Source organism: Aminobacter sp. DSM 101952, from assembly GCF_001424795.1.
In the GTDB taxonomy this organism is placed as follows: domain Bacteria; phylum Pseudomonadota; class Alphaproteobacteria; order Rhizobiales; family Rhizobiaceae; genus Aminobacter; species Aminobacter aganoensis.
Genome location: NZ_LMCL01000035.1, coordinates 73,212 through 92,541, shown reverse-complemented (window position 1 = coordinate 92,541; position 19,330 = coordinate 73,212). Strand labels below are relative to the sequence as shown.

Sequence of the window (19,330 nt, the reverse complement as noted above, 5' to 3'; positions counted from 1 at the left end):
AACAAAACGTTAAGGTCGAGGGTGGCCCGGAGTCAATCGAAGCTCGCGGCAGATTGCAGACATGGTTACCGCGCGTGATGCGACGCGACTATTGTGCAACAGGATGCATCGCGTCAGCTGGCAAGCGACGAACGGCTTTCGGCACGGCGCACAGCATGGATTCAAGGGCTTAGGCCGTCGCCTGCGCTCCGCTCGGCCCCCACAAAGCAGAAGGGCCCGGCGGTTGGCGCCGGGCCCTGCTGTGGATAAGACGGACGTCGCCTGCGGAGGCCTGAGATCAGGCCTTGCGCACCAGCCGTGGCTTGGCCGGCTTGCGCACCGACGCGCCATAGCTGGCCATGAAGTCGACGATGCGCGGCACGATCTCGGCGCGGAAGCGCGAGCCGTTGAAGACGCCGTAGTGGCCGACGGACGGCTGCATGTAATGCGCCTTCATCTCCCCGGGGATGTTGCGGCACAGGTCATGCGCGGCCTGCGTCTGGCCGAGGCCGGAAATGTCGTCGTTCTCGCCCTCGACGGTGAACAGCGCGACGTTGCGGATCGCCGACGTGTCGACCGGCTGGCCGCGATGGGTCATCTCGCCCTTGGGCAGCGCGTGGCGCACGAACACGGTGTCGACCGTCTGCAGGTAGAACTCGGCGGTCAGGTCCATCACCGCCAGATATTCGTCGTAGAAGTCGCGGTGCTTCTCCGCGCTGTCGCCGTCGTTCTTCACCAGGTGCATGAAGAAGTCCTTGTGGGCGATGATGTGGCGGTCGAGGTTCATTGTCATGAAACCCGACAGCTGCAGGAAGCCCGGATAGACGTCGCGGGTGAAGCCCGGCGCCGGCCACGGCACCTGCATGATGACGTTGTCGCGGAACCAGTCGATGCTCTTCTTCTCGGCGAGCTCGTTGACCGCGGTCGGGTTGCGCCTCGTGTCGATCGGCCCGCCCATCAGCGTCATGGTCGATGGCGCGAAGCGGTCGCCTCGGGCTTCCATGACGGCGACGGCGGCCAGCACCGGCACCGAGGGCTGGCACACCGCCATCACATGGGTGTCGGGTCCCAGCGCGTGGAACATGTCGATGACATAGTCGATGTAGTCGTCGAGATCGAACTTGCCCTCGGTCACCGGCACCATGCGGGCATCGGCCCAGTCGGTGATGTAGACGTCGGCATGGGGCAGCATGGCCTCGACCGTGCCGCGCAGCAGCGTGGCATAGTGGCCCGACATCGGCGCGACGATCAGAAGCTTGGGATCGGGACGGCGGCCAGCGGGCAGGTCGCGCTCGAAACGGATCAGGTTGCAGAACGGCCGCGACCAGGCGACCTTCTCGGTCACCGCCACCGGCTGCCAGTCGACCACCGTCTTGTCGAGGCCGAAGGCCGGCTTGCCATAGCGGCGGGTGGTGCGCTCGAACAGCTCGGCCATCGCCGCCACGGAGCGGCCGAGCGGCATGTGCGAGAAGGGATTCAGCGGGTTGGAATAGAACAGCTTGACCGCATCCGCGTACGCGCGCGCCGGCTGCAGCGCGGCATGGGTCGATTCATAGAGCTGGTAAAACATGATGTCCTCATACGGCCATTCGGGAGGCGAGCCGGCCGGAGGCCCGTCATGCAATGCAGCGAAAGGTAGCAAACATCTGCTGCGATGCAATATCCGACTTGGTGCGAAACAGGGTCATCCTTTAGTCCAAGCTGTTGAAAAAGCGTTTCCAATGCGCCCGCCGGCTTACAAATGGCATGCCTTGACATTGTGCAGTGCCGAAATCTGACGCACGAACAGGCAGGCGCAGACATCGCAGGTGCGAACCGGAACACGCCGGCCAGCAAGGCGGGAGGCCCTGTTTGCAGCCGACGGCAGCTTGCACTAGCGTCGCCCCTGGCGCGGATACGGACGGGAAGGCCCATGCGGATAGCTGCAATCGCTGATGTTCACGGAAACGCGCTGGCGCTCGAGGCAGTCATCGCCCACATCCAGGCGTCCTCGGTCGATCTCGTCGTCAATCTCGGCGATCTGGTCTCCGGCCCGTTCGATCCGGCGCGCAGCGCGGACATGCAGATTGCCCTCGACTGCCCGACTGTTGCCGGCAATCACGAACGCCAGTTGCTGGCAGGCGATACGGGGTTTTCGGATGCCTTCGCGAGGCCGCGCCTGACCGACGCGCATTTCCAGTGGATCGCCGGCCTGCCGGCCACGCTCGAATTGGCCGATGGCGAGGTGTTTGCCTGCCACGGCAGCCCGGCCGGCGGCGACCTCGAATATCTGTTGGAGGACGTGAGTTCCGGCCGGCCCATGCTGGACAGGCAAGAGGCCATCCTGCCTAGGCTCGCCGGAATCGGCCGGGCACGCGTGGTCCTGTGCGGACACACCCACATCCCGCGAATCGCCACATCAGGAGGCGTGCTGATCGTCAATCCCGGCAGCGTCGGCATGCCGGGATATCGCGACACGTCGCCCGTCCCGCATGTGATGGAGGCAGGCACGCCGCACGCGCGCTATGCAATCGTTGAAAAGCTCGCCGGCGGATGGGCGGCGGAACTGCGCGCCGTTCCCTATGATTTCGAGGCCGCCGCACGGCAGGCGGAGCAGGCCGGCCGCGATGCGGTGGCCTATTCCGTCAGCACCGGGCGGATGCCGCCCGCCTGACGGCAATAGCGCGGCGCAGCCTGCCAGGAGAACTGCGTCAGCGCCTCCGCAGCTCGAAAGTCAGATGCCCTCGACCAGCATGATCTCGCCGTCGGCGAATTGCTGGCGGATCGACTTGGCGTGCTGGTATTCCGGCGAGAAATAGCAGTTGCGGGCGTCGTCCATCGAGGCGAACTCGATGATGACGTTGCGGGCGCGGCCGGGGCCTTCCACCGCCTCATGGGCACCGCCGCGGGCGATGAACTTGGCGCCGAAGCGCTCGAATGCCGGCTTGGCCGCCGCGACATAGCCCTTGTAGCCCTCGGGGTCGCGCACGTCGACGCGTGCGATCCAGTAAGCCTTGGTCATGAATTCCTCCCCGAAAAATGCTCAGGCCTGCGCCATCTCTTCCAGGATAGCCTGGGCGGCGGCCCGCCTGTCAACCGCGCCGACGATCGGCCGGGCGACGACGAGATGGCTCGAGCCGTTGCGGATGGCATCGGCCGGCGTGACGACGCGCTTCTGGTCGCCGTGGTCGCTGCCCGCCGGACGGATGCCCGGCGTCACCACGGCCATGCTCGGGCCGACGATGCGGCGCACGGCGGACGCTTCGCTGGCCGAGCAGACGATGCCGCCCATGCCCGCCTTGAGCGCCTGTTCGGCGCGGCGCAGCACCAGCGTGTGGGGGTCATATTCGTAACCCGCGTCGATCACGTCCTTTTCGTCCATCGAGGTCAGCACGGTGACGGCGAGCAGGCAGAGGTCGCTGCCCCTGGCCGCTTCGACGGCTGCCTTCATCGCCTTGGGATAGGCGTGCAGGGTCAGCATCGTCATGCCCATCTTGACGATGTTCTCGACGCCCTTGGCCACCGTGTTGTCGATGTCCAGCAGCTTCATGTCGAGGAACACCTTCTTGCCGTCGCTGGCGAGTTCGCGGGCGAAGTCGAGCCCGCCGGCAAAGGCCAACTGGTAGCCGATCTTGAAGAAGGTGGCGGTGCCGTCGAGATCGCGCACCGCCCGCTCGGCGTCCTTCACCGTGGGCACGTCCAGTCCGACGATCAGCCTGTCGCGCACTGCTTCAATGTTCATGGCTCGGTCCTCGTTGACAGCAATATCGCCCGCTGGATCAGTTCGCGGCACAGCCGCTCCATGCCCTTGCGCAGGCGTTCTTCGCGGAAATCGCCGTTGTCGTCGAAGGCCTGGCCGCCATGCGGCACCGAAACCTGCGGCGAGATTACGTCCATCTGGATATGCGACAGCACGGCACGCAGATGGTTGGCGCTGCGGATGCCGGCAAAATGCCCGTCGGAGGAGGAGCAGATGGCCACCAGCTTGTCGGGGTAGGGCCGAAGCCGCGTGGTACCGTCGCGGCTGACGCGACTGACCCAGTCGATGGCATTCTTGAGCAGCGGCGGCATCGAGCCGTTGTATTCGGGGGTGGCGATCAGCACCGCGTCATGCATGTCGATCAGGCGGGCGAGCTTCACGGCGTTTTCGGGCACGCCTTCCTGGTCTTCGAGGTCCTCGTTCATCAGCGGCAGCGCATAATCGGCCAGCGAGATGCGGGTCACGTCGGCGCCCTGCAGCGCCAATTCCTTCTGGGCGCAATCGGCGGTCCGGCCGCTATAGGCGCCGGTCCTGGTCGAACCGGCAAAGACGAGGATCCTGGGAATTATCGGCATCAACCATCCTGCTGCGCGCGTCCAGGCGCGCGCTCAGTGTCATGGCTGCGGGTATAGAGCAAATCGGAAAAACATGAAGCGGTTTTCAGCCCGGATTCGCACCCGAGCGGCAAGGTCAGTGCTTGCCGCGGCGATAGACCCAGAGCTGGGTCGGCGGGATGTTGCGGATGACGAAGTCGAAGTGCTCGACCGTGTAGTTGCCCAGTCCCGGCGGAATCGGCGACTTCGGCCCGTAGGTGAGCTGGATCACCGGGCGACCGGCGGGAATGCGCTTGAGCAGGCCCTCGAGATAGGCGACGCGGCTGGCGACGGGGAAGTTGAGCAGCGGCACACCAGAGATGACCGAATCGAACACCAGGTCCTTCTTGTCGCCGAGCGTGGCGTCGAGTGCGAAGGCATCGCCCTCGATGACGTTGACGCGCGGGTAAAGCCGGCGCAGGTGCTGGACGAAATCGGCTGAATATTCAACGGTGTAGAGGTCTTCCGGCTTGACGCCGTGGGCCAGGATCGCCTTGGTGATGACGCCGGTTCCGGGGCCGACCTCGAGCACCGGCAGGCCGGACCTGGTGTCGATGACCGAGGCCATGCGCTTTGCCGTGACCGAGCTCGTCGGCACGATCGAACCCACGGCTTTCGGCTTGTCGATCCAGCCTTTGAAGAACTTCAACTCGTCGTCGAACTTGGCCGCAAGGGTTTTGCGCAATCCGGAACCACGTGGCATCGCTTTGATCTCCTCACCCCTGCTGCGGGAGAAATACCAGCAAAGTGGCTCAAGGCAAGCGGAAAGCTGGCTCAATTTACGTTACGGCAGAAACAATTCTCACTTCTCGCCGAAGGACTCGAAAAAGTCCTTCATGCGCGAGAAGAAACCGCTCGACTGCGGCGAATTCTCGGTCGAGGACAGCTTCTCGAATTCCTCCAGCAGCTCGCGCTGGCGCCGCGTCAGGCTCTGCGGCGTCTCGACCGCGGTCTGGATGTAGAGGTCCCCGACCTGCGGCTGGCGCAGGATCGGCATGCCCTTGCCCTTGAGCCGGAACTGGCGGCCGTTCTGGGTGCCTTCGGGCACTTTCACCCGCGTCTGGGTACCATCGAGCGTCGCCACCTCGAACGAACCGCCAAGGGCGGCGGTGGTCATCGAGATCGGCACCTTGCAATACAGGTCGGCGCCATCGCGCTGGAAGAACTCGTGCGGCTTGACCGACAGGAAGATGTAGAGGTCGCCCGACGGGCCGCCGCGCAGGCCGGCTTCGCCCTCATTGGCGAGGCGGATGCGGGTGCCGTCCTCGATGCCCGAGGGAATGTTGACCGACAGCGAGCGCTCCTCGGTGACGCGGCCCTGGCCGGCGCACTTGCCGCACGGGTCCTTGATGGTCTGGCCGCGGCCCTGGCACTGCGGGCAGGTGCGTTCGATCGAGAAGAAGCCCTGGCTGGCGCGCACCTTGCCGTGGCCGGCGCACATCGAGCAGGTCACCGGCTGGGTGCCGGGCTTGGCGCCGGAACCGGCGCATTCGGTGCACAGGATCGAGGTCGGCACGCGGATCTGCGCGGTCTTGCCGGCAAAGGCCTCCTCGAGCGTGATTTCCATGTTGTAGCGCAGGTCGGCGCCGCGTTCGCGCCCGCCCGACGAGCGGCGCTGCCGCCCGCCCATCATGTCGCCGAAGATGTCCTCGAAGATGTCGGCGAAACCGCCGGCGCCAAAACCCTGGCCCCCGCCATTGCCCATGCCGCCATTCTCGAAGGCGGCGTGGCCGAAGCGGTCGTAGGCGGCGCGCTTCTGCGGGTCCTTCAGCGTCTCGTAGGCTTCGTTGATTTCCTTGAACTTGTGCTCGCAGGCATCGTCGCCGGGATTGCGGTCGGGATGGAACTGCATGGCGAGCTTGCGGAAGGCCGACTTCAGCTCCTTCTCGTCAGCGCCCTTCTGAACGCCCAGCGTTTCGTAGAAATCAGCTTTCATATCTTCCCGCTGCCGGTTGCCCAATGTCTTGTGGCATTGTTTGCCGGTTTCCTGGCGACAGGCTTCGATTTAGTGAGCCTGAGGCCGCGATGCCAGAGTTTGCGCGGCTTTCGCCGCATTTTTTCGCTTCAGGTTGCAAAAAAGCCCGGCCAAACCGCCGGGCTTTCTTGTCAGAGCCTCGAAATAGACACTTAGGCCGACTTCTTCTTGTCGTCGTTGTCGTCGATTTCCTCGAAATCGGCGTCGACGACGTCGCTGTCCTTGGCCGCGTCAGCCGCGGCGTCGGATTCGGCCGCTTCCTTCTGCGAAGCCTCGTACATCGCCTGGCCGAGCTTCATCGAAGCTTCGGCGAGCGCCTGCGACTTGGCATTGATCGCTTCTGCGTCGTCGCCCTCGGTGGCGGTCCTCAGCGCGGCGATCGCATCCGAAATCGCGGTGCGGTCGGCCTCGGTGACCTTATCGCCATAGTCCTTCAGCGACTTTTCCGACGAGTTCAGCAGGCTTTCGGCCTGGTTGCGTGCCTCGACCAGCGCCTTGCGCTTCTTGTCGGCCTCGGCATTGACCTCGGCGTCCTTGACCATCTTGTCGATGTCGGCGTCGGAGAGACCGCCAGAAGCCTGGATGCGGATCTGGTGCTCCTTGCCGGTGCCCTTGTCCTTGGCCGAGACATTGACGATGCCGTTGGCGTCGATGTCGAAGGTCACTTCGATCTGCGGCACGCCGCGCGGTGCGGGCGGAATGCCGACGAGGTCGAACTGGCCGAGCATCTTGTTGTCGGCAGCCATTTCACGCTCGCCCTGGAAGACGCGGATGGTCACGGCCGACTGGGAATCCTCAGCCGTCGAGAAGACCTGGCTCTTCTTGGTCGGGATCGTGGTGTTGCGCTCGATCAGGCGGGTGAACACGCCGCCCAGCGTCTCGATGCCGAGGGACAGCGGGGTCACGTCGAGCAGCAGCACGTCCTTGACGTCGCCCTGCAGCACGCCTGCCTGGATGGCGGCACCGAGAGCAACCACCTCATCGGGGTTGACGCCCTTGTGCGGCTCCTTGCCGAAGAACTGCTTCACGATCTCCTGGATCTTGGGCATGCGGGTCATGCCGCCGACCAGGACCACTTCGTCGATCTCGCCAGCCCTGAGGCCGGCATCCTTGAGCGCTGCCTTGCACGGCTCGATCGTGCGCTGGACGAGGTCGTCGACCAGCTGCTCGAACTTGGCGCGCGACAGTTTCAGCGTCAGGTGCTTCGGGCCGGTGGCGTCAGCGGTGATGAAGGGCAGGTTGATTTCGGTCTGGGTCGTCGACGACAGCTCGATCTTGGCCTTTTCCGCAGCTTCCTTGAGGCGCTGCAGGGCAAGCTTGTCGTTCTTCAGGTCGATGCCCTGTTCCTTCTTGAACTCGGCCGCCAGGTACTCGACCAGGCGCATGTCGAAGTCTTCGCCGCCGAGGAAGGTATCGCCGTTGGTCGACTTGACCTCGAACACGCCGTCGCCGATCTCGAGCACGGAAATGTCGAAGGTGCCGCCGCCAAGGTCATAGACCGCAATGGTCTTGCCTTCGGTCTTGTCGAGGCCATAGGCCAGCGCTGCCGCGGTCGGCTCGTTGATGATGCGCAGCACTTCGAGGCCGGCGATCTTGCCGGCATCCTTGGTGGCCTGGCGCTGGGCGTCGTTGAAATAGGCCGGAACGGTGATGACGGCCTTCTCGACCTTCTCGCCGAGATAGGCTTCCGCCGTTTCCTTCATCTTCTGCAGGATCATCGCCGAGATCTGGCTGGGCGACTGTTTCTTGCCGCCGGCCTCGACCCAGGCGTCGCCATTGTCGCCATTGACGATCTCGTAGGGGACAAGCTTCTTGTCCTTGGCGGTGACCGGGTCGTCATAGCGGCGGCCGATCAGGCGCTTGACCGCAAAGACGGTGTTTTCAGGATTGGTGACCGCCTGGCGCTTGGCCGGCTGGCCGACGAGACGCTCGCCGTCACCGCTGAAGGCGACGATGGAAGGGGTCGTGCGCGCGCCTTCCGCGTTCTCGATGACTTTCGCGTCCTTGCCGTCCATGACGGCGACGCAGGAATTGGTCGTTCCCAGGTCGATGCCGATAACTTTTGCCATTTTTACGTCTTCTCTCCGCTAAGCAGGCTTTCCGGACCCATAAAGGCGTTCCGATGAAAGCCCCTGTTCACTCGAAATGCCGCTCCGGACACCGGTTTTCCGGGCCGAAGCGGTGTTGCGGCGTATATAAGAACAGGCTTCTGGCAGCGCAAGCGTTCTGCAAATTTCCTGCACCGGGACTCGGCAAAAGCCTGTGGCAAGCTCATATTCCAGGCATGAGCGAGCTGCATTCCATCAACCTATTCGAGCATCGGCGCAACCGTACACTGAATATGCTGCAAACCTGGCTGCTCGGGGCCGGCAGCCTGTTGCTGCTCGGCATCACCGCCTGGGCCTTCGCCGGCAGCACCGGCCTGCTTTATGCACTGATCTTCGGCGCCGTCTCGATGTGGGCGGTGCGGCGCATCAGCCCACAGATGGTGCTGTCGATGTACAAGGCAAGGGAGGTCAGCGCGGCCGACTTTCCCGCCGGCTTCCGCATCGTCCAGGAACTCGCCCGCCGCGCCGAGCTGCCGGCGGTGCCCAAACTCTACGTCATCCCGTCCAAGATGATGAATGCCTTCGCCGTCGGCCGCCGCGAAGACGCAGCGATCGCCGTCACCGACGCGCTCGCACGCAGCCTCACCCCGCGCGAGCTGGCCGGCGTTCTCGCCCACGAAATCAGCCACATCGCCCATGAGGACGTGAAGGTGATGGCCTTCGCCGACATGGTGTCGCGCTTCACCTCGTTCATGTCGACGGTCGGCCTGTTTTCCCTGTTCTTCAACCTGTTCGGCTTTGCCGGCGGCTTCCGCGCCCAGGTGCCGTGGCTGGCGGTGCTGGTCCTGCTGGCCGCGCCCACCGTCGGAGGGCTCTTGCAGATGGCGCTGTCGCGCACCCGCGAATTCGATGCCGATCTTGGCGCGGCAGCCTTGACCGGCGATCCTGACGGGCTGGCTTCGGCGCTGACCAAGCTCGAACGCGCGCAAGGCAAGCTGTGGGAAAACATCCTCTTGCCCAGCGGCCGCATTCCCGACCCCTCGGTGCTGCGCAGCCATCCGCTGACCGCCGACCGCGTCGCTCGGCTCCGGGCGCTGAAGGGGGATGTCGCCGACGAGATTGCCGCCGCCGGCGCACCGGACCTGCCGCGTGCGCCGCGGCCCTCGATGATCCCGAAGATCCGCTCCCATCCCGGAACCTACCTGCCGGGCGGCGCCCGCGGCTTCATCAACGCCGCCAACAGCGACTTCGCCGACGACACGCGGCCCGCCTGCGAAACCCCGCTCAACCCACCCGACAAAGGCCGCCCGCGTATCCGTGTGACGCGCGGCGGGGTGTGGTGGTGACTGTCGAGGCGTGGACAGATTTTCCACGGGGGTGGAGATTTCCTGATGGAGCGTTGCAACGACGGTGTAGAGCCATTTCCGGAATCCCGGACCACCGGTGCAGCTTCGGCATCACGACATCGGTGCATCCTGTCACCATCTGTCACCAACCTCCGCGGATAGCGGCGCCCCTCTTTTCCACGCCCCCAGAAGTCTCCCGTACAATCATCGGCAGTTCCTCCCGCGGGAACACCGGTCGCGACGGTGGCATGTGGGGAGGAACCGGCGCCTCCGGCAATGGGCCAACGTAGCCTGTTGCCCGGGGAGGTTCCGTCCGAGGGTTCCCCTCCGGGCACTACGGCCCGGGTGCGCTGGACGATGCGCTAGGGTGGGCAAGGGCACCAATGCCCAGGCTCCAGGAAGCGGAACGGGCGGGAACAGAAATCGCCGGCGGGGCGCGGACGTCGCGCCACATAAGACACTATCGGAAGGCACGGCCTCGCGCCCCGCTTCCCGAACCTTTTCGCAAGCAATGGCCAGGCGCGAAAGCGAGCGTGGCAAGGCAGGGACTTGCCTTCTCCCCTTGTGGGAGAAGGTGGCCGAGCAAAGCGAGGTCGGATGAGGGGTGTTGGAAGGAATGAGAGGTTGCAGGAGGGGGCTCTGAATGGCGAACACATCCGAGCGTATGCACCCCTCATCCGCCCTCCCGAGTTTGTCGAGGGGCGGGGCACCTTCGCCCACAAGGGGAGAAGGCAAGAGCGCGCTACCTCCGGCCCTTCGGCTTGGGCGCTCCGCCGCTCGCCGCCACCCAGACGACATGCCTTGCGCCGCCGCCCTTGGTGCTGGCGCGGACCTTGACCTCGTCGGTGACGAAACCACTCTCGTGCAGACGGCGCGAGAACGATTTGTCGGGCCCTTGCGACCACACGGTCAGCACGCCGCCCGGCTTCAACGCGGTCTTGGCGGCATGGAGGCCGGCATAGTTGTAAAGGCTGTCATTGGCGTCGCGCGACAGGCCCTCGGGGCCGTTGTCGACGTCGAGCAGGATGGCATCATAGGTGCCGGCACCATCGCGGATGAGCCTGCCGACATCGCCCTCCACCACCTCGACGCGCGGATCGTCGAGGCAACCGCCGAAGACCTCGGCCATCGGCCCGCGCGCCCAGGCGATCACCTCGGGCACCAGTTCGGCGACGACGATGCGGGCATCCTTGCCAAGAAGCGCCAGGGCGGCGCGGAGCGTAAAGCCCATGCCGAGGCCGCCGATCAGGATCGTCGGTTTGCTGCGGCCGCCGATGCGGTCGCAGGCGAGCTTCGCCAGCGCCTCCTCGGAGCCGCTCAGGCGGCTGTTCATCAGCTCGTTGGAACCGAGCATGATCGAAAACTCGGTGCCGCGCTGCTTGAGGCGCAGTTCGCCGCCGCCCGGAATCTTCGCGGTGTCGAGCACTATCCAGGGAATCATCGCCGCGCGCCTTCCATATCGGACATCATGCGGCGCTCCCTAGCACGGCACGGCGCAAACGACAGCCTTCGCGCTACCGGCGGCAAGCCGGCGCGAAGGTTGGGATGCCTAGACCTTCTCCCAGCCGTCATGGTCGCCGGCGCGGAAGATAGCGTCGATGACCTTCTGGTTGAGCACCGATTCTTCGAGCGAGAAGACGTGGTCGGGCCCGCCTTGCGCGGCGCGGACGAAGGCCTCGACCTCGAGCCGGTACTGCTTGGCGCCGGAGAAATGGAACACCGTCGTTTCGTTGTGGCCGGCATTGTGCAGCTCGACGCGCTCCTGCTCGTAGAGCCCGGCATTGAAGGGCGAGCGCACCTCGATGAAGCCCTTGTCGCCATGGAAGACCATCAGCTGGCGGTTGGCGAGCTGGGTCGAGAGGTAAAAGGACAGCTCAAACTCGCCGAAGTCGGCGCGCACGCTGGAATAAATGTCGGTGCCGAATTTCGGATCGCGCTCGATGCTGGCCTGGACGCGTTGCGGCTCCTTGCCGGTCGAAAACCGCGTCGACACGGTCGGATAGACGCCGATGTCGGGCAGTGCGCCGCCGCCGAGGTCGAGCTGGTTGCGCATGTTGTTGGGGTCGACGTTGAAATAGGAGAAAGCACCCTGGACATGGCGCAGCTTGCCGATGGCGCCGCCGGCAATCAGGTCGCGCACCTTGATCCATTGCGGGTGGTAGGTGACCATGAAGGCCTCGGAAACGATGACCTTCCTGCGGTCGCGGATCTCGATCAGCGGGGCGATGTCGGCGGCGTTCAGCGCCAGCGGCTTTTCGACCAGCACGTGCTTGCCCGCCTCGGCCGCCTTCGCCGCCCATTCGAGATGCTGCGAGGTCGGCAGCGGAATGTAGACGCCGTCGACCGTGTCGGAGGCGAGCAGCTCTTCATAGGAGCCGAAGGCATGGCGCGCGCCGAACCGGTCGGCGAGCGCCCGGGCCTTGGCGACGTCGCGGCTGGCGATCGCGGCGACCACGCCGTTGGTGGAATCGGCAATCGCCGGCAGCAGCTGCTCGCGGCCGATCTTGGCTGTCGAAAGTACACCCCAGCGAAACATCTGACCCTCCCGAAACGGACTGCGCGCCAGCCCGGCGCGTCGCCGAGCTTGGCGGAAGCAGCGGCGAAACGCCAGAGGTTTCGGGCAGGGCGCTCAGCCGCGGCGGCCGCTGAACTGCATGTCGAAGGCGACGATGTTGGAATAGATCGGCGTGCCGACATCCATCTGGTAGCGCGAGCGGAACACCTTGCCGCTGACATGGAAGCTGATCTGCCCGCCCTTCATGCCCTGCAGTTCGGCGGTGAACTTTTCGGTGAAGGTGTGACCGCGCGCCGTCAGCTGGCCGGTGATGACGGCCGAGTTGTCGCCAGTGCGCTGGACGCTTGTCGAGCGGAAGGTGATCTGGCGCGAATTGGCGACATCGAAGACGGCGTCCGACTTCAGGAAGGCGTCGACTCGGCCCTGGCCGGTGCCGACGCTGTCTGGGAAGATGGTGAGGTCGACACGCGAGCGGCCGATGTCGCCGCCATCGATGCGGATCGTGCCCTTGAACTGACCGAAGGCGCCGTTCAGCCCGCCGCCGCCGATCTTGCCGATGGCAAAGCGGATGCTCGAGCCGTTGTTGGAAATGGCATACCGGCCGGCGGCATCCGACAGCGCCACCGCCGAAGCGGTGCTGTCGACCAGGCCGAACGCAACGAGGGCTGCTAGGCCAAGAACACGCAAAGACATGTCACCATACTCCCTGAGGACACGGCTCACACGAGCCACGCACCGAGACAAACGAACGGGTGGCGGCGGCTATTCCGGCTTTCGCGCGGACGTTGGGAAAAAGGGCGAGATCATCCGCACCAGCACCACATCGCGCAGCCAGAAATGATGTCGCAGCGCCGCCAGCACGTGCAGCACGACCAGCGCGATGCCGGCGTAGGCCAGCCATTTGTGGCCGAAGATCCAGAATGTCTCGGCCGCATCGGACACCTGCAGCGGCAGATGCGGCATGACGAACAGATTGAACGGCATCGACGGGATTTCGAGCACCGAGACCGACACCAGCACCCAGCCCGACAGCGGCACGACGAGCTGAACGGCATAGAGCAGGACATGCACGGCAGGCGCCGCCCGCCGCTCCATCGGCCCAACCTCCTCGGGCAGTTCTGGACTGGCATTGCCGAGCCGCCAGCCGATGCGGACCAGCACCAGCCCAAGCAGCAGGAAACCGAAGGATTTGTGCAGCTGGATCAGCTCGAACGCGATGCGCTGGCTGGCGATGCGGACCATCACCAGCCCGAGCCCGAACTGGCCGATGAACAGGAGAGCGATCAGCCAGTGGAGGCCGATCGACGCCCAGCCATAACGGGTATCGGTGTTGCGCAGCATCGCTGGCTTCAACGAGCGGGAAGGACGAATGTTTCCCGGCAACGAAAAAGGCCAGGCTCGAGGCCCGGCCTTTTCCAGCATTCGGCTATCCGGCAATCAGCTGCGCAACGCGCCGCCGGTCTGCTTCTTGACGTTCTCGACGATGCGGGCCGCGAGCGCCTCGAAGTCCTGGTCGGTCAGCGTCTTTTCCTGCGGCTGGATCGACACTTCGATGGCAACCGACTTCTTGCCCTCGCCGAGCGACGCGCCTTCGAAGATGTCGAAGACCGAAACGCCGGTGATGAGCTTCTTGTCGGCGGCAAGCGCTGCCTTAGTCAGCGTGCCTGCCTCGACGGCCTTGTCGACGACGAAGGCGAAGTCGCGCTTGACCGCCTGGAAGGCCGACAGTTCGAGCTTCGGCTTGGTCTTGGTCGGCTTGGCCTTGGGCTCGGGGATGGCATCGACGTAAACCTCGAAGCCGCAGAGCGGGCCCGACACGTCGAGGCCTTCGAGCGTCCTCGGATGGAACTCGCCGAAGGTGCCGAGCACGACCTTGGGGCCGAGCTTGATCACGCCCGAGCGGCCGGGGTGGTACCAGGCCGGGGCACCGGTCTCGATCTGCAGCCGGTCGACCGGTGCGCCGCAGGCTTCGAGTGCGGCGATGGCATCGGCCTTGGCGTCGAAGACGCCGACATTGCCTGCATTGCCGGACCAGTTGCGGCCCGAGCCTTCGAGCTTGGCGGTGCCGCGGCGGACGCCGGCGGCGACACGGCGCTGGCCTTCGGCGGTGTCGCTCTCATAGGTGCCGGAGACTTCGAACAAGGCGACGTCGCCAAGGCCACGGTCGGCGTTGCGCTGGGCCGCGGCGATCAGGCCGGGCAGCAGCGAAGGCCGCATGTCCGACATGTCGGCTGCGATCGGGTTCGACAGCTTGAGGCTGTCCTGGCCGCCGCCGAACAGCTCGGCGTGCTTTGCCGGAATGAAAGACCAGGTGACGGCCTCCATCATGCCGCGCACGGCGAGCGCGCGCCGCGCCGAGCGGGTGCGGATCTGCAGCGTGGTCAATATCTTGCCGTTGACGGCATCAGGCGCGCCGAGCGGCTGCGGCGCGATGTTGTCGACGCCGTGGATGCGCATGACCTCCTCGACGAGGTCGGCCTTGCCGTCGACATCGGGGCGCCAGGACGGCACGGAGACGTCGACGACGTCGCCATTGCCCTTCACGCCGAAACCGAGGCGGGTGAGGATGTCGAGGCTCTCGGCCTTGGCAACCTCGATGCCGGTCAGGCGCTTGACCTCGCTGAGCGGGAAGGAGACGACCTTGGCCTGATGGCCGGCATAGCCGACGACATCGGTTTTCGTCGGCTGGCCTCCGCAGAGCTCCAGCACCAGCTTCGTTGCCAGCTCGATACCCGGAACCATGAATTCGGGGTCGACACCGCGCTCGAAGCGGTAACGCGCATCGGTGATGATGCCGAGCGTGCGGCCGGTGCGGGCGACGTTGAGCGGCGCCCACAGAGCCGACTCGATCAGCACGTCGGTCGTGTTCTCGTCGCAGCCCGTGTGCTCGCCACCCATGACGCCAGCGATGGAATCGGCGCCTTCAGCATCGGCAATGGTGCACATCTCTGGAGTCAGAGTGTACTCGCGCCCGTCGAGTGCCAGCACCTTCTCCCCCTCCAGAGCCCGTCGGACGACCAGATTGCCCACGACCTTCTTCAAATCGTAGACGTGCAGCGGCCGGCCGCGATCGAAGGTGAGATAATTCGTGATATCGACCAGTGCGCTGATGGGGCGCAGGCCAATGGCCAGCAGGCGCTGCTGCATCCACTTGGGCGCGGGACCGTTCTTGACGCCGCGCACCAGGCGCAGGGCAAAGCCCGGGCAGAGTTCGGGCGCCTCGATCGAGACCTTGACCGGGCAGTCGCCTTCGCCGGCAATAGCTTCGACCGCATCACCCTTGAGCGTGCCCATGCCGGACGCCGCGAGGTCGCGGGCGATGCCGTGGACGCTGGTGGCGTCGGGGCGGTTCGGCGTCAGGTTGATCTCGATCATCGGATCGTCGAGATGGGCATAGGCAGCGAAGGACGTGCCGACGGGCGCATCGGCCGGCAGGTCGATGATGCCGTTGTGCTCGTCCGACAGCTGCAGCTCGCGCTCGGAGCACATCATGCCGTGGCTTTCAACGCCACGGATCTTGCCGACCGACAGGGTGACGTCGATGCCGGGCACATAAGCGCCGGGCGCGGCGAAGGCACCGACCAGGCCCGCGCGGGCGTTAGGCGCGCCGCAGACGACCTGTACCGGCTTGCCGTCACCGGTGTCGACGATCAGGACCTGCAGCTTGTCGGCGTCGGGGTGCCTGCTTGCCGTCAGCACCTTGGCGATGACGAAAGGCTTGAGGGCCGCCTTGTCGTCGACGGACTCGACTTCGAGGCCGATCGAGGTCAGGCGCTCGACGATCTGGTCGAGCGTGGCGTCGGTGTCGAGATGATCCTTGAGCCAGGAGAGCGTGAATTTCATGGGTTCACTCGTTTCGTGTCGTTGCGGTCGAGCACTTCCACCACGCGGAACCGCTCACAAACCAAAATCATGTCCGGCGAGAAGCCGCCATTGCGGGCGAAATAGGCCTCGTGGGCCTGACGCCAGTATTCATAGGACAGGTCGCCCTCGCCTTCCGCGGCAGCAAATTCGGCATCGACCTCGTCGAAGCGACGCTGGATCGCCTCGACGGTCTCGATGACGGCCGCCCTGCGGCCCTGGCCGTCGAGCACCACGTCGCGTCGGCCGACCTCGGGCACCGGCTCGTCGCCACCGTAGTCACGCAAGGCGCCGCAGGTCGCTGTCTTCTTGCCCGACAGCACCAGCGCCAGCAGCTCGTCGGCGAGCTCCGGGCTGTCGCCGAAGGCGAAGGTCACCGCACCGGCATATCGGTCGGCGGCGTCGATCATGCGCTCAGGCCACCGAACAAGGTCGGCATATCGAGTGGACGGAAGCCATAGTGCTGGAGCCAGCGGACATCGGCGTCGAAGAAGGCGCGCAGGTCGGGCATGCCGTATTTCAGCATGGCGATGCGGTCGATGCCCATGCCCCAGGCGAACCCCTGGTACTCGTCGGGATCGAGACCGCCATGGCGCAGCACGTTCGGATGAACCATGCCGCAGCCGAGAATCTCCATCCAGTCGTTGCCTTCGCCGAAGCGCACCTCGCCGGGACGCGAACGGTCGCACTGGATGTCGACCTCGAGGCTCGGCTCGGTGAACGGGAAGAAGGACGGGCGGAAGCGCATCTTGACCGAGGGCACCTCGAAGAATGCCTTGCAGAACTCCTCCAGCACCCACTTCATGTTGGCGATGTTGGCGGTCTTGTCGATCACCAGGCCCTCGACCTGATGGAACATCGGCGAGTGGGTGGCGTCCGAATCCTGGCGATAGGTCTTGCCCGGGATGACGATGCGGATCGGCGGCTTCTGCGTCTCCATGGTGCGTATCTGCACCGGCGAGGTGTGGGTGCGCAGGAGCTTGCGCTCGCCATTGGCATCCGGCGGGAAGAAGAAGGTGTCGTGCATCTCGCGCGCCGGATGCCCCTCGGGGAAGTTCAGCGCGGTGAAATTATAGTGGTCGGTCTCGACATCGGGGCCTTCGGCGATGGCGAAGCCGAGGTCGCCGAAGATCGCCGCGATCTCGTCGATGACCTGGCTGATCGGGTGGATGCGGCCGCGCTCGGCCGGCGACTGGCGCACCGGCAGCGTCACATCGACCTTTTCGGCGATCAGACGCGCATTGATGGCGACATCGCGCAGCTCGGACTTGCGGGCGGTGAGCGCATCGGTGACGCGATTCTTCAGGCCGTTGATCGCCGGGCCCTTGGTCTGGCGCTCTTCGGCACTCATGCCGCCGAGGGTCTTCAGCATCTCCGAGACCGAGCCCTTCTTGCCGAGGGCGGCGACGCGCACCGCCTCGATCGCCTGCTCGTCGGAGGCGGAAGCGATGTCGCTCAGCAGCGACTGTTCGAGAGTTTCAAGATCGCTCATGGTCCAGTTCCGTTGCGGCCCTAACGGCCCTTCGTTGCTGCAAAGAAAAACCCGCGCCAGCCGTGCCAGCGCGGGTTTCCCAAATCAAGTCAGTGATGCTTGGGAAGGCGCTGGTTAAGCAACAGCGCTTTCAAAAGCATTCGGGGTGGTGTTCTTGAGGTACTCAAGAGCAACCTTGGCCTTGGCCACGAGCGCGGCGAATGCCTGCGGCTCATGGATGGCCATGTCGGACAGGATCTTGCGATCGATCTCGATGTTGGCCTTGTTCAGTCCGTCGATGAAGCGGCCATATGTCAGGCCGTGCTCGCGGACCGCGGCGTTGATGCGCTGGACCCACAGGGCGCGGAAGTTGCGCTTGCGGTTCTTGCGGTCGCGGTAAGCGTACTGCTTCGACTTTTCCACCGCCTGCTTGGCAATGCGGATGGTGTTCTTGCGGCGGCCGTAGAAGCCCTTGGCAGCCTGCAGAACCTTCTTGTGCTTGGCGTGGGCGGTTACGCCCCTTTTTACACGTGCCATGTCATGATCTCCTTAAAACGCTATCCAGGCCGAGTGCTCAGAGGCCGTTCGGCAGAAAATTCTTGATGACCTTCTTGCCGTCCGGTTCAGCCAGAACCATCGTGCCGCGGGCATCGCGAATGAACTTGTTGGAACGCTTGATCATGCCATGGCGCTTGCCGGCGGCAGCCGCCAGGACCTTGCCGGTCGCGGTGATCTTGAACCGCTTCTTGGCAGCGGATTTGGTCTTCATCTTGGGCATTTTGCTACTCCGTTCTTCAGGATTCCGTTGCACCCGAAAGTGCTGCGAACCCCTTCATGTTGTTGTTTTCAGGCCGACCAAAGCCCGAAAAGCAAAGGAAACCGCCACGGCATGCCCTGCCGGGCGGTTCTTGGACGCGGCTATATACGCGGAACTTTGGCGCAGTGCAACACCCTGAAAGAGCCGCAACGGCAATGATTCCGCGGCCTCAGGGGAGGCGGAACAGCACCGGCAACACGCCCGTCACCTGGGCGTGGTCGATCAGTTCGAAGACGGGCAGCGCCACCAGGAAGACGAGACCATCGAGCAGGGTGTTGAGCAGAAGCTTCGGCCGGAAGCTGCCGGTGTCGCCCTCTTCATAGAGGGAGAGATTGGGAACGAAGCGCGGAACACGCTTGACGTAGGCGGCGTATTCGGGACCGAAGAGGTGTCCGAGGTGCTTTTCCTCGCGCAGGATGACGACGTGAAAGGCCACGGCGCACATCAGCGCGAAGCCGATGGCGGTGACGATCGAGCCCATCTGCGCACCGACGCCGGCGGCGGCCAGCGTCGAGAAGACATAGAGCGGGTTGCGGGTCATCGAATACGGCCCGCCGGTGACGATCTCGCCCGACTTGCGCCCGCCGATGTAGAGCGTGCACCACAGCCTGCCAACGATGCCGAGGAAGATCATCAGGATGCCGGCCATTTCGACGACCTCGTGGATCGTCGTGTCGGGCGGGAAAGAGGACTGGCCGAACAGCAGTGCTGCAAACAGCGTCACGATCAGCACGGCAAGCACGATGCGGCGCCTGTGCTGGTAATTGCCCAGACCCTGGTATTCCGGCTCGCTCATCGCTTTCCACTCGCCAGCCGCTCGCTTGTGGCGAGTGTGCCGCTTGGCGCCTTGCAGGAGAAATGGTCCCGTTCCGGCAGGACTGCCGGAACCCGCCGAGCGCCGCGCGTCCTTTCGGACGCGCAGAAACGCTCGGGCAGTTTCAGTCGCGCCGTGAATTCCGAAAATCTGTGTCGATTTTCGGGCAGCC

General features: G+C 64.8%; 19 protein-coding genes. 2 read left to right on the top strand and 17 right to left on the bottom strand.

The features are described 5' to 3' along the window. Positions 1–277: 277 nt before the first annotated feature. Positions 278–1,549 (bottom strand): polyhydroxyalkanoate depolymerase, encoded by a 1,272-nt coding sequence (locus tag ASC75_RS24475; RefSeq protein ID WP_055982335.1) that lies wholly within the window; start codon positions 1,547–1,549, stop codon positions 278–280. 342 nt (positions 1,550–1,891) lie between these two features. On the opposite strand from ASC75_RS24475, the gene ASC75_RS24470 reads away from it, so the two are divergent. Further along, on the top strand, positions 1,892–2,632 hold the full coding sequence (locus ASC75_RS24470; RefSeq protein ID WP_055982028.1) for a metallophosphoesterase family protein: 741 nt from the start codon (positions 1,892–1,894) through the stop codon (positions 2,630–2,632). Between the two features lie 60 nt (positions 2,633–2,692). Here ASC75_RS24470 and ASC75_RS24465 read toward each other — a convergent pair whose 3' ends face one another. The 6 genes from ASC75_RS24465 to dnaK form a co-directional block, all read right to left on the bottom strand. Then, positions 2,693–2,980, bottom strand: a complete 288-nt coding sequence (locus ASC75_RS24465) for a DUF1330 domain-containing protein (RefSeq protein WP_055982026.1) — start codon at positions 2,978–2,980, stop codon at positions 2,693–2,695. 21 nt (positions 2,981–3,001) lie between these two features. Next, positions 3,002–3,700 carry an orotidine-5'-phosphate decarboxylase gene (gene pyrF, locus ASC75_RS24460; protein WP_055982023.1) on the bottom strand — a complete coding sequence of 233 codons (699 nt, stop codon included), beginning with the start codon at positions 3,698–3,700 and terminating at the stop codon, positions 3,002–3,004. Then, on the bottom strand, positions 3,697–4,293 hold the full coding sequence (locus tag ASC75_RS24455) for an NAD(P)H-dependent oxidoreductase (protein ID WP_055982021.1): 597 nt from the start codon (positions 4,291–4,293) through the stop codon (positions 3,697–3,699). Before ASC75_RS24455 ends, pyrF begins: the two co-directional genes overlap by 4 nt. 115 nt (positions 4,294–4,408) lie before the next feature. Beyond that, on the bottom strand, positions 4,409–5,014 hold the full coding sequence (gene pmtA, locus ASC75_RS24450; RefSeq protein WP_055982018.1) for a phospholipid N-methyltransferase PmtA: 606 nt from the start codon (positions 5,012–5,014) through the stop codon (positions 4,409–4,411). 99 nt (positions 5,015–5,113) lie between these two features. Next, complete coding sequence (gene dnaJ, locus ASC75_RS24445) at positions 5,114–6,247, bottom strand: molecular chaperone DnaJ (protein WP_055982014.1); 1,134 nt, start codon at positions 6,245–6,247, stop codon at positions 5,114–5,116. A gap of 191 nt (positions 6,248–6,438) precedes the next feature. Next, positions 6,439–8,355: a molecular chaperone DnaK gene (gene dnaK, locus ASC75_RS24440; RefSeq protein ID WP_055982012.1), complete on the bottom strand. Its 1,917-nt coding sequence runs from the start codon at positions 8,353–8,355 to the stop codon at positions 6,439–6,441. A gap of 272 nt (positions 8,356–8,627) precedes the next feature. On the opposite strand from dnaK, the gene ASC75_RS24435 reads away from it, so the two are divergent. Further along, the gene (locus tag ASC75_RS24435; protein WP_244487927.1) at positions 8,628–9,680 is read left to right on the top strand and encodes a zinc metalloprotease HtpX; all 1,053 of its coding nucleotides are present in this window, start codon (positions 8,628–8,630) and stop codon (positions 9,678–9,680) included. A 742-nt stretch (positions 9,681–10,422) separates the two neighbouring features. Here the strand turns inward: ASC75_RS24435 and ASC75_RS24430 are convergent. The 10 genes from ASC75_RS24430 to ASC75_RS24385 all read right to left on the bottom strand — a co-directional run bounded on the left by ASC75_RS24430 (position 10,423) and on the right by ASC75_RS24385 (position 19,140). Continuing rightward, on the bottom strand, positions 10,423–11,121 hold the full coding sequence (locus ASC75_RS24430; RefSeq protein WP_055982006.1) for a spermidine synthase: 699 nt from the start codon (positions 11,119–11,121) through the stop codon (positions 10,423–10,425). A gap of 108 nt (positions 11,122–11,229) precedes the next feature. Beyond that, a complete protein-coding gene (locus ASC75_RS24425) occupies positions 11,230–12,216 on the bottom strand; it encodes a Gfo/Idh/MocA family oxidoreductase (RefSeq protein ID WP_055981996.1) in 987 nt (328 codons plus the stop codon). 93 nt (positions 12,217–12,309) lie between these two features. After that, on the bottom strand, positions 12,310–12,888 hold the full coding sequence (locus ASC75_RS24420) for a YceI family protein (protein WP_055981993.1): 579 nt from the start codon (positions 12,886–12,888) through the stop codon (positions 12,310–12,312). A gap of 69 nt (positions 12,889–12,957) precedes the next feature. Further along, positions 12,958–13,536 carry a cytochrome b gene (locus tag ASC75_RS24415; protein WP_055981989.1) on the bottom strand — a complete coding sequence of 193 codons (579 nt, stop codon included), beginning with the start codon at positions 13,534–13,536 and terminating at the stop codon, positions 12,958–12,960. 96 nt (positions 13,537–13,632) lie between these two features. Beyond that, positions 13,633–16,038 (bottom strand): phenylalanine--tRNA ligase subunit beta, encoded by a 2,406-nt coding sequence (pheT, locus tag ASC75_RS24410; protein ID WP_055981987.1) that lies wholly within the window; start codon positions 16,036–16,038, stop codon positions 13,633–13,635. Next, complete coding sequence (locus tag ASC75_RS24405; protein WP_055981984.1) at positions 16,035–16,466, bottom strand: ASCH domain-containing protein; 432 nt, start codon at positions 16,464–16,466, stop codon at positions 16,035–16,037. The genes pheT and ASC75_RS24405 overlap by 4 nt, the downstream gene beginning before the upstream one ends. Beyond that, a complete protein-coding gene (gene pheS, locus ASC75_RS24400) occupies positions 16,463–17,548 on the bottom strand; it encodes a phenylalanine--tRNA ligase subunit alpha (RefSeq protein ID WP_055981979.1) in 1,086 nt (361 codons plus the stop codon). The genes ASC75_RS24405 and pheS overlap by 4 nt, the downstream gene beginning before the upstream one ends. Before the next feature lie 114 nt (positions 17,549–17,662). Continuing rightward, positions 17,663–18,064, bottom strand: coding sequence for a 50S ribosomal protein L20 (gene rplT / locus ASC75_RS24395; RefSeq protein WP_055981977.1), 402 nt, complete (start codon positions 18,062–18,064; stop codon positions 17,663–17,665). Positions 18,065–18,101: 37 nt separating this feature from the next. Further along, on the bottom strand, positions 18,102–18,305 hold the full coding sequence (rpmI, locus tag ASC75_RS24390) for a 50S ribosomal protein L35 (RefSeq protein ID WP_055981974.1): 204 nt from the start codon (positions 18,303–18,305) through the stop codon (positions 18,102–18,104). Between the two features lie 208 nt (positions 18,306–18,513). Continuing rightward, positions 18,514–19,140: an isoprenylcysteine carboxylmethyltransferase family protein gene (locus tag ASC75_RS24385; RefSeq protein ID WP_055981972.1), complete on the bottom strand. Its 627-nt coding sequence runs from the start codon at positions 19,138–19,140 to the stop codon at positions 18,514–18,516. Positions 19,141–19,330: the final 190 nt, after the last annotated feature.

What these genes read in the sequence shown, in the direction of transcription:
- pyrF (WP_055982023.1), bottom strand. Translation starts at nt 3,700, where the DNA reads ATGAACATTGAAGCAGTGCGCGACAGGCTGATCGTCGGACTGGACGTG.
- pheS (WP_055981979.1), bottom strand. Translation starts at nt 17,548, where the DNA reads ATGAGCGATCTTGAAACTCTCGAACAGTCGCTGCTGAGCGACATCGCT.
- rpmI (WP_055981974.1), bottom strand. Translation starts at nt 18,305, where the DNA reads ATGCCCAAGATGAAGACCAAATCCGCTGCCAAGAAGCGGTTCAAGATC.
- ASC75_RS24430 (WP_055982006.1), bottom strand. Translation starts at nt 11,121, where the DNA reads ATGATTCCCTGGATAGTGCTCGACACCGCGAAGATTCCGGGCGGCGGC.
- ASC75_RS24475 (WP_055982335.1), bottom strand. Translation starts at nt 1,549, where the DNA reads ATGTTTTACCAGCTCTATGAATCGACCCATGCCGCGCTGCAGCCGGCG.
- ASC75_RS24425 (WP_055981996.1), bottom strand. Translation starts at nt 12,216, where the DNA reads ATGTTTCGCTGGGGTGTACTTTCGACAGCCAAGATCGGCCGCGAGCAG.
- ASC75_RS24465 (WP_055982026.1), bottom strand. Translation starts at nt 2,980, where the DNA reads ATGACCAAGGCTTACTGGATCGCACGCGTCGACGTGCGCGACCCCGAG.
- ASC75_RS24470 (WP_055982028.1), top strand. Translation starts at nt 1,892, where the DNA reads ATGCGGATAGCTGCAATCGCTGATGTTCACGGAAACGCGCTGGCGCTC.
- ASC75_RS24405 (WP_055981984.1), bottom strand. Translation starts at nt 16,466, where the DNA reads ATGATCGACGCCGCCGACCGATATGCCGGTGCGGTGACCTTCGCCTTC.
- pheT (WP_055981987.1), bottom strand. Translation starts at nt 16,038, where the DNA reads ATGAAATTCACGCTCTCCTGGCTCAAGGATCATCTCGACACCGACGCC.
- dnaK (WP_055982012.1), bottom strand. Translation starts at nt 8,355, where the DNA reads ATGGCAAAAGTTATCGGCATCGACCTGGGAACGACCAATTCCTGCGTC.
- pmtA (WP_055982018.1), bottom strand. Translation starts at nt 5,014, where the DNA reads ATGCCACGTGGTTCCGGATTGCGCAAAACCCTTGCGGCCAAGTTCGAC.
- ASC75_RS24415 (WP_055981989.1), bottom strand. Translation starts at nt 13,536, where the DNA reads ATGCTGCGCAACACCGATACCCGTTATGGCTGGGCGTCGATCGGCCTC.
- dnaJ (WP_055982014.1), bottom strand. Translation starts at nt 6,247, where the DNA reads ATGAAAGCTGATTTCTACGAAACGCTGGGCGTTCAGAAGGGCGCTGAC.
- ASC75_RS24455 (WP_055982021.1), bottom strand. Translation starts at nt 4,293, where the DNA reads ATGCCGATAATTCCCAGGATCCTCGTCTTTGCCGGTTCGACCAGGACC.
- ASC75_RS24435 (WP_244487927.1), top strand. Translation starts at nt 8,628, where the DNA reads ATGCTGCAAACCTGGCTGCTCGGGGCCGGCAGCCTGTTGCTGCTCGGC.
- ASC75_RS24385 (WP_055981972.1), bottom strand. Translation starts at nt 19,140, where the DNA reads ATGAGCGAGCCGGAATACCAGGGTCTGGGCAATTACCAGCACAGGCGC.
- rplT (WP_055981977.1), bottom strand. Translation starts at nt 18,064, where the DNA reads ATGGCACGTGTAAAAAGGGGCGTAACCGCCCACGCCAAGCACAAGAAG.
- ASC75_RS24420 (WP_055981993.1), bottom strand. Translation starts at nt 12,888, where the DNA reads ATGTCTTTGCGTGTTCTTGGCCTAGCAGCCCTCGTTGCGTTCGGCCTG.